This is a genomic window from Bradyrhizobium sp. USDA 3262 (genome assembly GCF_054060035.1).
In genome coordinates this window covers 2,368,697-2,381,536 of sequence record NZ_JBSSCT010000001.1, presented here as the reverse complement: position 1 = coordinate 2,381,536, position 12,840 = coordinate 2,368,697, and the positions used below count along the sequence as shown (strand labels likewise).

The 12,840-nt window shown below is 66.2% G+C and carries 9 protein-coding genes; 3 read left to right on the top strand and 6 right to left on the bottom strand.

All coding sequences use genetic code 11. The features are described 5' to 3' along the window. Nucleotides 1–157: 157 nt before the first annotated feature. Nucleotides 158–1,930: a peptidoglycan-binding protein gene (locus tag ACVWYP_RS11080; protein WP_453946173.1), complete on the bottom strand. Its 1,773-nt coding sequence runs from the start codon at nt 1,928–1,930 to the stop codon at nt 158–160. A gap of 265 nt (nt 1,931–2,195) precedes the next feature. Between ACVWYP_RS11080 and ACVWYP_RS11075 the strand changes: the two genes are divergently transcribed. Both ACVWYP_RS11075 and ACVWYP_RS11070 read left to right on the top strand, forming a co-directional pair. After that, entirely contained in the window at nt 2,196–2,321 is a 126-nt protein-coding gene (locus ACVWYP_RS11075) for a hypothetical protein (RefSeq protein ID WP_276325852.1), read from the top strand. Nucleotides 2,322–2,472: 151 nt separating this feature from the next. Continuing rightward, nucleotides 2,473–2,907 carry a hypothetical protein gene (locus tag ACVWYP_RS11070; protein WP_028341331.1) on the top strand — a complete coding sequence of 145 codons (435 nt, stop codon included), beginning with the start codon at nt 2,473–2,475 and terminating at the stop codon, nt 2,905–2,907. Nucleotides 2,908–2,983: 76 nt separating this feature from the next. Here ACVWYP_RS11070 and ACVWYP_RS11065 read toward each other — a convergent pair whose 3' ends face one another. From ACVWYP_RS11065 to ACVWYP_RS11045, 5 genes are all read right to left on the bottom strand, one after another. After that, complete coding sequence (locus ACVWYP_RS11065; RefSeq protein WP_304498646.1) at nt 2,984–3,685, bottom strand: hypothetical protein; 702 nt, start codon at nt 3,683–3,685, stop codon at nt 2,984–2,986. Between the two features lie 73 nt (nt 3,686–3,758). Continuing rightward, nucleotides 3,759–4,334 carry an invasion associated locus B family protein gene (locus ACVWYP_RS11060; protein WP_304498645.1) on the bottom strand — a complete coding sequence of 192 codons (576 nt, stop codon included), beginning with the start codon at nt 4,332–4,334 and terminating at the stop codon, nt 3,759–3,761. Next, on the bottom strand, nt 4,331–8,521 hold the full coding sequence (locus ACVWYP_RS11055) for a beta strand repeat-containing protein (protein ID WP_304498644.1): 4,191 nt from the start codon (nt 8,519–8,521) through the stop codon (nt 4,331–4,333). The genes ACVWYP_RS11060 and ACVWYP_RS11055 overlap by 4 nt, the downstream gene beginning before the upstream one ends. 336 nt (nt 8,522–8,857) lie before the next feature. After that, complete coding sequence (locus ACVWYP_RS11050) at nt 8,858–9,745, bottom strand: helix-turn-helix domain-containing protein (RefSeq protein WP_304498643.1); 888 nt, start codon at nt 9,743–9,745, stop codon at nt 8,858–8,860. Nucleotides 9,746–10,658: 913 nt separating this feature from the next. Next, a complete protein-coding gene (locus ACVWYP_RS11045) occupies nt 10,659–11,573 on the bottom strand; it encodes a LysR substrate-binding domain-containing protein (RefSeq protein ID WP_304498642.1) in 915 nt (304 codons plus the stop codon). A gap of 68 nt (nt 11,574–11,641) precedes the next feature. On the opposite strand from ACVWYP_RS11045, the gene ACVWYP_RS11040 reads away from it, so the two are divergent. Further along, nucleotides 11,642–12,259, top strand: coding sequence for a GNAT family N-acetyltransferase (locus tag ACVWYP_RS11040; RefSeq protein WP_304498641.1), 618 nt, complete (start codon nt 11,642–11,644; stop codon nt 12,257–12,259). The last annotated feature ends 581 nt before the right edge of the window (nt 12,260–12,840 follow it).

The window sequence follows — 12,840 nt, the reverse complement described above, 5'->3', positions numbered from 1 at the left end:
GGGAGTTCGATGCGCAAGCTTCTGAGCATTCTGTGCGCCGGCCTCTGGCGCGGGCTGCACGGCCGGTTCGGCCTGGTGCCGAAGTCCGACGTGAAAGGCTGATCGCAAGATCAAAAAAAAGGGCCCCGCTCTGCAGCGGGGCTCCTGTCCAAGGATCCTATTTCCGATCGGAGTTTTGCGCCGGCGTCTGCGGGCTTTGGCCTGGGCCTGACGACGGCGGATTGTTGTTCTGGTTGGGCTGGCTGGGCTGCGCATCCCGGCCGGCATTTGGCTGGTTGCCGCTGCCCTGACCGACGGTCGACTGGTTCTGCGGTGCAGCCTGGCCCGTCGTATTCTGCTGCGGAGCCTGCTGCTGAGCGGACGGCTGATTTCCGCTCTGGCCGGTTGTCGACTGGTTCTGCGGCGAGTTCGCCTGACCCGTGGTCTGCCCGATCGTATTCTGCTGGGCAGGCTGCTGAGCGCCGGTCTGGCCGGTCGACTGGTTCTGCGGCGCGTTGTTGGTCTGACCAGTCGTCTGTCCAGTCGTGTTCTGCTGGGTGCGGCTCTGGCCGACCGTCGACGACGCGCCCGCGCCCTGACCGATCCGATCGGACAGGCCGAGTGCGGTCACCGTGCGCGTGTCGACGCTGCCGCTGGTCGTGATGCCTTCTCGACGCTGGAAGGTGATCAGCGCCTCGCGAGTCCGCGATCCCAATACGCCGTCGGCCTCGCCGACCAGCAGGCCGCGGTCGATCAGCACCTGCTGCACCTCGCGGATCTGCTGCGGGTTCAGGTCCATCATCGCAACGCTACCGCCACCACCGCCGCCGCGATGGCTGAAGCGCGTCCGCGGTCCGACCGGGACCACGTCGACGACACGGCGCTCGCGATCGAGGAATACGACCTCATCCTCGACGACGAAGAAGCTGTCGTCGCGATAATACGGGAACGCATCGATCAGCGCCGGGAAGGCGGCGACCGACACCACGTTGAACCTCCGCGGCACCACCACGCCCGGATTGACCGCGAAGTTGATCGTGCTGACATTGACGCGCGGGGCGTTACGCGCCGACAGCACCGAGCGCTGGATCGTGCTCTGCTGCTGCGCGGTCACGGTGCGCCCGGCCTCGGTCTGGACCGTGGCGTTCGACTGGGCCTGGGTCTGAGCGGTTGTCCCGGTTTGTCCCTGCGCCTGACCGGTGGTCTGTCCGGAGTTCATCCGGTTTTGCGTCGTACCGGACTGCGGAGCGGCCGCGCCCGTGGTCTGGCCGGCTCGCGTATTCGGGGCCGCCGTTGTGCCTTGGCCGGTGGTCGTGTTCGCGCCCTTTGCTTGGCCCGTGGTCCTGCTCTGGCCGGTTGTCGTGTCCGCCTTGCCTTGAGTTTTGCCTTGAGCCTTGTCCTGAGCCGTCCCTTGGCCGGTCGTGGTGCCCTGGCCGCGGTTCGCGGTGTTGGCGCGATTCTCCTGCTGCTGCTGGCTTTGCCGCGTCGTGGCGCTGCCGCGTTCGCGGGATTCAGATCGGCCCATCTGCTCGCGCTGGTTTCGGCTCTGGCCGACGGTCTGCTCCTGCTTGCTCTGGCTGCGCTGACCCTGCTCGGCGCGGCCGCTCTCGCGGGCCCGGCCGGTGGTCTGGCTGCGCTCGGCCGCACCGCGGCCCATTTGACCTTCAGCCCGACCGCTCTCAGCCCGACCGCTCTCTCGTGCGCCGCCCTGGCCGCGGCCGGCCGTCATGCCTTCGCTTCGAGACGCCCCGGGACTGCCATGCATTGCGCCGCCGGAACTACCGCCCGACGGGCCTGCGGATCGGCCGTGTTCACCACCGCCGCCGCCCGCGCCGACGCTTCCGCCGCCACCCACGCTGCCACCGCCGCCGCCCTCGCGCATGCCCTGCGCCGATGCGAGACTGACGCCGGCCAACAGTACAGCCGTCGTCAGCAGAAATTTGCTCTTCATGATCTTGCTCTGCATTACCGATTCCTCCTGGAGTTTGGCGGCTACCCGAATTGCGAAGCCGGCACCAATGGCCGGCACGCTCCGCACCGCGGCCGCATTCCAACAAAGCCGGCGAGGACGCGGCACAGCCGTGCGCGCTTTTCACCGGTGAACTGTGAGAAAACAGCGTCGCCGCCCGCACCGTTCCTAGATGCCGGCGCGACGCGACATTTCGCGCGACATTTCGCGCCAAGGGAACTGCCGCGCGATCATCCTTCAGGAACCGATGGCCGCGCTTTCCCGTTTTGAAATGAAGCGTGGGTTCGCCGTCACGTCGATGTTCAGCGAGCTCGCGCGGATCATCATCCGCTGCGACCGGCGGAAGATCGGAACAGGTTCCGTTCGGCTTTGAACATTTGCTTCGCCGTCAACGGCAGCACCACTGCGCCCACCTCGCCAGCCAGGCCTGTTGCAGGCCCGGGTTCGTTGCAGACGCCGCCATTCGCAACCAATGCCCCCCTACCCCGTTGACCGGCTGGGCAATCATCATCGAGGAGGATCCCATGAGGAAGACAGGGCTTGTTCTTGCAACAGTCGGTGCGCTTGGGGTGAGCGCCATCGCAGCCCCGGCGCCCGCCGAAGCACGGTGGGGACACGGCGGGTGGGGGTGGGGTCCCGCGCTCGCAGGCGGATTGATTGCCGGCGCAGTCGTCGGCGGCCTCGCCTCGTCAGCCTACGGCTATCCGGGCTATGGCTATGGTTACGGCTACCCCGGCTACGGTTACGGCTATTCGCCCGCCTATTACGGCGGCGGCTATGCCTATGATGACGGCTATTACGCTGCGCCCTATCGTTGGGGCGGCGGCTACACCACGACATATTATAGCGGATACCGGCCGGCCTATTACGGCTACCGCTATCGTCACGTGGTGCGCCCGGCATACGCCTATTATCGCGGCGGCTACCCGCGCTGGCATCATCGCTGGCGTCATTGGTGAGATCGGCCGGACCGACGCGGCGCGGCCAGCCGGGCTGACCGGCGACGGCACGGGTCGACCGGGTTGAGCAGCAGCGCTACCCGGCGACCCGCAGCGCGGTCACCGCGACGCAAGAATTGCCTAACGGAATCAGCACCACCTGCGCGCCGTTCGGCAGCGCCATCGTCGCGAGATCACCGAGCGAGCCGGTCTGTCCGTTGATTTTGGCGAGCTCGGCGGCAACCGTCGAGCAATTCTCCGTCCGCGGCGTCACCCGCACCAGATTGCCTTCGCAGGACGATCCGACCGGCGCGGCAAACACGATGCCGGCGGCCTGCTGATTGGCGGCGGGCGTGGTCTGGCTGGGCTGGTTAGATGCGAGCGCGACCAGCGACTGCACCGAATGCGAATTGCCGGCCTTGGCGTCCCACTGCGACTGCGCGGTGTAGTTGGAGTTCATCGCGAGGCCGCGGCCGAGCGTCCCGAACAGATTGGCGCAGGTCACGATGTTGCCCTGCCGCGCGTGCTCGTCGAACACGGTCGGTTGCTGGCCCGCCTGCTGCGGCGAAACAGATGCCGCGGCCGACGGCAGCGTCGGTGCTTCCTGCGGGCGCTGCTTGTGCGGCTGCGGCTTCGCGGCGGCGGCGGGCTTCTTGGCCGGCGCGGGCGTGGCCGGCTGCAGCGGCATCGGCTGCGACTGGGCCGGCTGCATCTGCTGGGCATAGCCCACGACGCCGGCTGCACTGAGCGCCGCCACGACGACCGCCGTGAAAATCAGGATGGGGGTCTTCAGTCGCATCGACGTATTCATCCTCTCGTCCCGCACTTCGATGCGTCGCTCCGGATTCCGGATCCGCATGCAGCTTGTCGTCTCATTTCAGTTTCGCCAGCACGCCTGACAGTCCGTCCAGCGGCGCCTCCAGCGCGATCGGCCCTTGCGGCAGCTGATAGGACACGCGGCACGGCGTCGCCGCGCGGATGTGTCGCCTCAGCACATTGCCGATCGCGACCGTGGCGAAGCAGAAACTGCCATCGCAGCGGTCGGTCTGCGCGACGATGCGGTCCGGACTGTCGCCCATCGCGAGCTCGATCTGCGCGCCGACCCCGGCGGCGGCGGGAATCCGCATCGCCATCAGCGGTTTGCCGTCGGCGGTCGCGATCAGCGACCAGTTGAAGGCGACCGCGCCCTGCGCATTGACGATCGATTGCGTGACGTTGCAGACGCGGCGCTTCGATTTGAGACTCTCGTCGCAAATCAGGGTCCAGTTCTTGAACGGCTGGATCATCCGCCTGAACTCGCCGAGCGTCTCGCCCTCCGGCACCACGACGTCCGACGGCTTCACGGCGTAGGCGCCAGGCGGCGCGCCCTGCGCGGCCGCGTTCGCCGCCGCCCCGAGCCAGATCGCCAAAGCCAGACACGCCAGCCGCCTCGTCGCCGTCAGCGTCAATTGAGCGTCAGGCTCACGCCGGCGCTGACGCCCCAGTCGCCGCCGGCGGTGGTTGCCGCGGCGTTGGTGCGCAGCTTGCCGTTCTCGCTGGTGTAGCCGATGCCGAAGGCGAGCGCGCCCTGGCTGCGCCAGACGCCGCCGCCCGCCGAGGCGCTCACCTTGCCGGGCCGGTCGTCATAGCGCAGCGATGCGGCAGCCATGCCGATCGCGGCCGCCCGCCAGGCGTCCTGCCGTACCTCGCCGATCTGGCCGTTGAGCTGCTGGAACGCGCTGTTGAGCTGATTGACGTTGACCGCATCGGTGCCGAGGACGCCGGGCGCCACGTTGCTGATGGTCACTGGCGCGCCGTTGCCGCTGTTCAGCGTCAGCTTGTTGGTGGTGTTGCCGGAACCGTCGGAGTCGTAGCGGATCGAGCTCGACGCAACCGCCTGGAGCTGGCTGACATTGACCGCATCGGTCGCCGCCGAGCCCGCGGCAACGTTGGTGACGCGGCGTTCGGCGCCGGATGAGCCGACCGACACTTCGCCGGTCGCAACGCCGGCGACGGTCTTGCCGACCACAGGCGTATAGGCCGCGTCGCTCAGATTGGCCGTGGTGGTGGCGTTGGCGCCGAGCGCCAGCGAATTGGCCGCCGTCGCCTTGGCGCCGGCGCCGATCGCGACCGAGTTGTCGGCCGACGCCGCAGAGCCGTTGCCCATCGAGATCGCATTGCTGCCGCTCGCGACCGACTGCGGCCCGATCGCGACGCTCTCCGCGCCGGTCGCGATGGAATCCGCCGCGGTCGAATTGGCGTGGAAATATTTCACGCCGCCACCGCCGGTCGAGATGTTGCTCACCGTGGTGTAGAGAGCGGCAAGCGAGGTGTTGGTGGCCCAGAGCTGCGAGCCGTTGATCGCGTCGGTCGAGGTCTGGGTGATCTGGCCCGCGGCCACGTTGGTGATGGTGCGCTCCGCACCGGCGCTGCCGACACTGACGGTCGAGGTCGGCGTCGTGCCGGCGAAGTTGTAGGTGGTGCCGCCGATCGAGGTGCTCGAAGTCGCGACCACCGCCTGTGTGGTCGAATTGGCGCCGAGCGCAACGTCGCCGGCCTGCGCCGTCGCCTTGGCGTTCGGACCGAGCGCAACGCTGGTCGGGTTGGTGGTCTGGGATCCGGCGCCGATCGACACCGACTGGACGCCGCTCGCCTGGGCATTGGTGCCGAACGCGATCGAATCGGCGAAGTTGGACACCGAATTCTGGCCGATCGCGATGCCGCCGGGCGCGGTCTGCGCCACGGTTGCGCCGAAGCCCATGCCGATGCCGTTGTCGCCATTGACCACGGTCGCAGGGCCCACCGCGACCGAATTGTTGCCGACCGCGAGCGAGTCGGCGAGCGTCGAGTTGGCGTGGAAGTATTTCGTCGTCGTGGTCGCGAACGACGTCAGTGCGCCGGTCAGCTGCCGCACGGTGACAGCGTCGCTGTCCTGGGTGCCGTCGGCCACGTTGGTGATCTGCCGATAGCTCGTCGCATTGCCGACCGACACCGCGCCGAGCAGCGCGAGATCGGTGGTGTTGTAGGGAATGATGGTGCCGCCGATCGTGCCGGAAGCCGGCGCGAGCGCGCGATTGGATATCGACCCCGAGCCGATAGCGACGCCGCCATCCACCGATGCCTGGGTGTTGAAGCCGAGCGCGGTGGAGTTCGTCGCGGTCGCCGAGGCGGCAACGCCCGCCGCCATCGAGTTGGTTCCGGTCGCACCGTTATTCGTGTAGTTGGCCTGCTGCGTGCCGCCGTCGTTGACGGCATAGTAGTGCGTCAGGCCGTTGGAGACGACGGTCGAGAGGCTGTCGATCGCCGAGGTGGCGGCGAACAGCTGCGAGCCGTTGATCGCATCGGTCGAGCCGTTGCCGACCCGCCCCGCCGCGACATTGGTGATGGTGCGCTCATTGCCGACCGAGCCGACGCTGACCGTCGAGGTCGGTGTCGTTCCGGCGAAGCTGTATGTATTGCCGCCAATGACCATGCTGGCGGTTTGAACCGCCGTGCCGGTCTGGCTGCCCGAGCCGAGCGCGATGTCGTTGGCGTTCGCGGCGTTGGCGCCGTTGCCGATCGACACCGAGCCGCTGCCGGTCGCGGTCGACACCGGTCCGATCGCAACCGAATCGGTGCCCACCGCAGAGGAATCCGCCAGCGTCGAATTGGCGTGGAAATACTTGATGCCGCCGCCGGTGTTGATGTTGTTGACGGTGGTGGCGAGGCCGTCGACCGCCTGGTTGGTGGCCCAGAGCTGCGAGCCGTTGATCGCATCCGTCGAAGAGTTGCTGATCCGGCCCGCCGCGACATTGGTGATGGTGCGCTCGGCGCCGAGCGCGCCGACGCTGACGGTCGAGGTCGCCGTCGTCCCCGCGAAGCTGTAGGTGGTGCCGTTGATCACCGTGTTCGGCGTGTTGACAGCGGCGGCGGTGACGCTGCCGGAGCCAAGCGCGACATCGCCGGAGCTTGCCGCCGCCGTGGCGCCGTTGCCCAATGCGACGTTGCCCGCAAGACCGGCGGCGCCCGCGGTGGAGCCATTGCCGAGCGCCACCGAGCCCTGCCCGATCGCCTTGTTGTTGTTGCCGATCGCAACCGCGCCGTTGGCCTGGTTGGCGGCGGTGGCGGTGGCGGTGCCGTCACTGTTGGCGATATTGTTCGCGCCGCCGGTGAAGGCGCCGGTGCCGCTGGCATAGCTGGGATCGCCGATCGCCACAGCGCCGTTGCCAAAGGCGACGTTGTTCGCGCCGATCGAGACGGCCTGCCCGCCGGAAGCCGTCGCATTGGTGCCCACGGCGACAGCATTGGCGGAACTGGCCGCGGCATTGTTGCCGACGGCGATGGCGCTCGTAGCCGACGCATTGGCGCCGATGCCGAGTGCGGTACTGGCGATTCCGCTGGCGCTGGCGCTGACGCCGGCCGCAAGAGAATTGTCTCCTGTCGCGTGCGCTCCAGACCCGAATGAGGAGGCGTTTTGGCCGCTGGCAACGGCCGTGTTGCCAACCGCAGTGCTGGCGGCAGCACTCGCATTTGAGGCAGTGCCAATCGCCAGCGAACTTGTGCCGGCGGCACTGGCCCCAACGCCGGTCGCGAGCGAATTGATGCCGGCGGAGGCCGCGTTGTTGCCGATCGCGATGCCGCCCGTCGCTGCACTGTTGACGACCGCGCCCGACCCGATCGCGACCGAGCCCCCGGTGCTGAGCGCCTGCGCTTGATTGCCCACAGCCACGGCAAAATCTGCGGCTGCGTTGCTGGAGCTGCCTCCGGCGAATGAGTTGATCCCCGACGCGGTCGCCTGCTTGCCAAGCGCAGTCGCACTGTCCGCCGAGGCAACGGATGCCCAGCCTCCGGCCCACGAATAGTTGCCGCTCGCCAAGGAGCTGACGCCGACCGCGGTAGCATTGCCTCCGGTGGCATTGGCGAAGGTGCCCAAGGCGCTGGTGCCGGCGCCTGTGGCGATGGCTTGAACGCCGAGCGCGACCGAGTTGACGCCACTCGAGACCGTGCCCTGGCCCAGCGCCATCGCGCCGCCAGTGCCCGTCGCCTTCGCGTTCAGGCCAAGAGCCACCGAGTACTGCGCTGACGCAACGGATGAACGCCCAACCGCAATCGCGTCGACCTGAGATGCTGTCACGTCCGTGCCGATGCCGATGGCACTCGTAGCAAGCGCACCGGTTCCCGCGGCCGTGCGCGAGCCGAGATAGAGCGAATTTAGCTGTGAAGCGATCGACTGAAAACCGATCGCGATGGCGTTCTGGGCGCCTGCGCTGGTGCCGGTGCCCTGGGCAACGGCATCCAAGCCGGCCGCGTTTGCTCCACTTCCGATCGCGATGGCGCGCAGGCCGCTGGCTGACGAATTGGTATCGATCGCTACGGAATCGGTGCCGGTCGCACTTCCACCACCGAGCTGCACGCTTCCCGCGCTCGCGGCCGAGGCGGTCAGCACCGCGACGGCTAACGCGAGTGCCGTCGCGACGGCCGACCCGCCGATTCCCAGTGACCCGAGGCTTAAGCGATCCCGCTTCACGCCAAGGACACGGTGCGCCTGACGCAGCACGGCCAGCAGCCGTCGCCGCAGCGAAGTGCTGCCCGCATCGCCCGATGCGACCCAGCTCCGGACGAAGCCGGCGCGCCCTCGACGCTTCAGCGATTTTGTTGAGTTGTGTGCGACAGCCATGGTGCGCCCCTTTCGCGACATCTGGTCCAGACGCCGGAGGCGACGCGCCATGGACCGGGCCGACGCGCGGGCCCGCCGGCCGCACGCGCGAAAAAATAACGATGATCGTGCACACCATCATCGTCCCGTCCTGGCCAACGATGTGTCGAATTCAACGAGCGCATCTTGCCACCCAGCGCTCGCTCGACTGCCCCATCAATGTGCCCCGAGTCGTCATGTTGCAAAATGATAGACACAATTTTGCCAGCGTCACTCAGCAGGCCGTCCAAATAACACGCAGATCGTCTCACAAGTTGAAGGATTCGCTCGATGCACCATGAGTTGTTTTCATACACCTCAACCGGTAGTTGATCGGCGGCGCATGCGTTCGCGCATCTCGCGCGGGCTGACGCCGAATTCGCGGCGGAAGGCGCGGGTGAAATCGGACGCCAGCTTGAAGCCGTGGCGATAGGCGATCTCCTGCACCTGCCTCTCGGCGGACGAGACAAGTTCAGCATGCGCCGCGCGCAGCCGCTTGCGCAGGATGTAGCCGGCAACGCCGCCGACGCTCTCGAATGCACGGTAGAGGGCAGAACGCGAGATCCGCAATTGCTGCGCAATGCGGTCCGGCGTCAGGTCGAAGTCGGCGAGATGCGACTCTATATAAAGACGCGCACGCTCGAACAACACCGACTCGATCGCGCCGTGCGCCTGCTCCAGCCGATCCGAGGAGAGCTGGATGCACGCGGCGATCATCTGCGCGGTCGCCCGCCCCGCCTGCCTCAACTCCTCCGAGGACATGAAGGTGATGCGCGTTTCGAGTCGGTCGAAATAATCGGCCAACAATTCGATCAGATTGCCTTCGAGTAGAATATTGCAGACACCGTCGAGTCGATCGGCCACATCGGCGAACGACTGGCGCGGCAAACCCAGCACCAGGCCGTCATAGTCCGTGATGCTGCCGCGGAAATCCTCATCGAGCGAGATCAGGAACATGGCGCCCGGCCCGGCGTGAATCCGCCGGTCTGCGGTCTCGAAGCGGGCTTCGCCGGAGCGCACCCGGTACAGCCACCAGATATCGACGGGCGTGCCATGCGACGGTTTGATGACACGGGCGAATGATTGCGCGGCGAATCGCCCCGACGTGAAGACGACATCGGCCATGTTGCAGGTCAGGTACTCCACCAGGAACCCGTGCGCAGGGCTATGACCTTCCGGTGGCGCAACGTCGACCAGCGAAGCCATCCGCGTCTTCCAGACCTCGAACTGCTCCGAGGGCGGATAGTGTCGTGTCGAGAACAGCCGCGGCGGCGCGGGGGTTACATCCCTGATGTTCCGCGGCTCGCGCGGCAGGGGAACGTGTTCCAGAAGCTGCGCTGCGTGTGCCGGCGTCTTGTCGTCTGGTTGCATGTACTTTCGTGCCCCGTTGGCGCGAACGACGAACGTTGGCTCAACGGAAGCGCATTCCCAAGGTTGCGTCGCCGGCCGCTCACAGACCGGCGAATTTCGGGGAGACAAGGAAGAGGCATTTCGGGATTCGGACATCGACGGCTTACGCCGGCCGCTCCCGATAGGGTTGACGCAGGTTCCTCTGGCAGTCGTGCTCGCACATGGCGTTCATCATTGTCGCGTCATTGCCGTGTCCGGCTCGGATGCTCCGTCACGAGCAGGCTTGACTGATCTAGAGAACAATCTGCGCGAGAACCAGAGGGGCGGCAACGCGCGGCGTGCAGAAATCCAAGATTGCGTTCATGCGATGCGATCGGGCAACGCATCATCGCAGAGTCTTCAGAAAATTTTCTCGATCTCCGCGCCTGGACGAAACGCATGTCGCTGCAAAGGCGCCACCTAAGCACGGTAGATGACATATCGAGAATCCCGCGCATGATCGCATTGCGAACGCTCCTGCCCAATCATGCGGCAATCCACCGCGCACGACGTGAATGCAATCCGTACGAATCGAACACGCGCGAGGCGTACATGCGCGCGCACGCTGCGGCATTCACATGTGAGCGTCGAGATGACGAAAGTCACAAGTGCCCGTCGAATTTTTCTGCGAGCACAGCGCGCTAAGCAAAGCGATTGCGTCGCGGGCGGCTCGCGCCGTCCCGCGAGGTCATGCCGAGCGCAACGCGAGAGAAGGCCTTGCCGCTGGTGCTTAAGCCTGCATGCGCGCGGACTTCCTGTAATCAGCGGTTTCGGCGCGCAGCAGATCGCAGAATTGAAGTGCGAGACGGCTTCGCGGCCGCTGCGACGGAAGCAGCAACATGGTGGCGATCTCCAGCCGTGGCACGAACGGCTTGAGTACGATTTTGGAGCTTGCAAAATCCCGAGCCACGATCGGGTCGACGATCGAGAAACCCAGTCCCTGTGCAACCAGGGCGCAACGCTGCATGCTGTACTGGATCTCCGCGACCGTCTTGATCTCGACCTTGGCCTCATCGAGGATGCGTTCAAAGCGGGATCGATGCGGTGCGCTCGGGGAAGCTGCGATCATGGGCTCTCCCCGCAGATCTTGCGCTGCGATCGATCGCTTCGAGCGCAACCGGTGCTGGCGGGGCAGGACGCAGACCGCCTCCTTTATCATGAGGAGCTCGTCGTCGACCGCGGCAAACCCCGCCTGCGGCCGCGCCAGTCCGACGTCGCATTGTCCCGAGGCCACCAGACTCCAGACGCGCTCGGGGCTGTGGACAGCCACGGATACGACGATGTCGGGATTCTTCCGCAGGAAGCTGCTGACGATCTGCGGCATCAACGAATAGGTGAACGCCGGAAGACATGCGATCCTGAGTGTCCCGCTGCCGCGCTCGCGATTGCCACGCGCGGCGCGCGCCAGATACTCGAGGCCGGCCTGGTTTCTCTCGACCTCGCGCAGGAATATCTCGCCTTCCGGCGTCAGCGTGACGCCGCCTCGCCCGCGTTCGAACAAAGCAAAACCGATCTCGCGCTCGAGACGTGCGATCGCGCGGCTGATGAAAGGCTGCCCCACCCGAAGGCTCAAGGCGGCCTTCGTGATTCCGTTGTGGCGCACGACCTCTCGAAACAGGTCGATATGTCTTGGATTCAGGGGCATAACCAATTTGCATATGAACTGGCGTTCCGGTCATTTGACGGCATGCTCATCGGGTGCGTCAATAGGGCATGTACCTGTCGAGCAACCATGCAAGCTTCGCCACCGACCGCATCCTGTTGACCAGGATCACCGGCCCGGAGTCTTCGCGCGCACAGCAGCTTCGCGAGGCAGCCATGCTGCGGCGGCTCGATCGCGGCACATCTGACCGGCCGAACACCGCGCGCCTGGCGGCGGCACGGGAGCAGGTCGACACCGCGGCTGCGTTCGCAATCGAGGCCGCGGGATCGGGAGACCTGCTCGGCGTTTCCGGGTTCGGCGCGATCGACCGGCACGAAAAGCGGGCTACGTTCGCCCCCATCTGGAGCATCGGACGGCTGGACGAGGCCATGCTCGTCAGTCACGTTGCACATCTCATGACGCGGTATGCGTTCGAGGTGCTCGACGTCGAGCGAGCCGAGCTGCATCTGGACTGGCGCCTGAGGCACATGCTCGATCTCTACGCCGCCCTCGGCTTCCGCCGCGAAGGAAGGCTTCGCGCATATTTCGCGGCCGATGAAGGTCCGTCCGCCGATGCTGCGGTCCTGAGCATGGTTCGCTCCGAATGGCCCTCCGTTGTGCGTCGACAGCGCGGGGTTCTCGCCGGCGAAACGTGGCGCTACCGGCTTCCGTCCGACCGCCCTCCATAGCGGCGGCCAAGCTCGGACAAAACGATGTCACGCGAATGCGGGCGTATGACTCGCCGGCAGCGCAATACATCCGGTGTCGTCCCTGCGAAAGCAGGGACCCATAACCACCGAAGGTGATTGTTGCGCGATGACTGAGCGACGAATCCCTTCAACAGCATCCGCCGCGGAGTATGGGTCCCTGCTTTCGCAGGGACGACGCCTGGAGGGAGCCGCGGCCCCTCGGTTCAAACACTGCTGTCTCTGGAATACCCGCCTGCGCGGATGACATCGCGCTGTTTGACAGGTTGAAGCAGAAACCACGATTTCGTCGTTGTGACGCGTGGCTTGCCGAGCCGAAGCTCGCGGCCACAACCCCGCCTCCGCCCGTCGGGCTTCGGCGCGGCATCCTTCTCTCGCTGCGCGAGCGAAGGATGGTGGGTGCGACAGGGATCGAACCTGTGACCCCTACCATGTCAACGAAGCAGCAAGGCTGAGAAACGCATTTCGGTCAGATGCTTACGGTGTCGTTGACTATAGAACGTCGGTAGATCAGACGGCGAACGGAAGCGGTGCAACGCGCAAGTCGCGCGCAAGTCCGGATG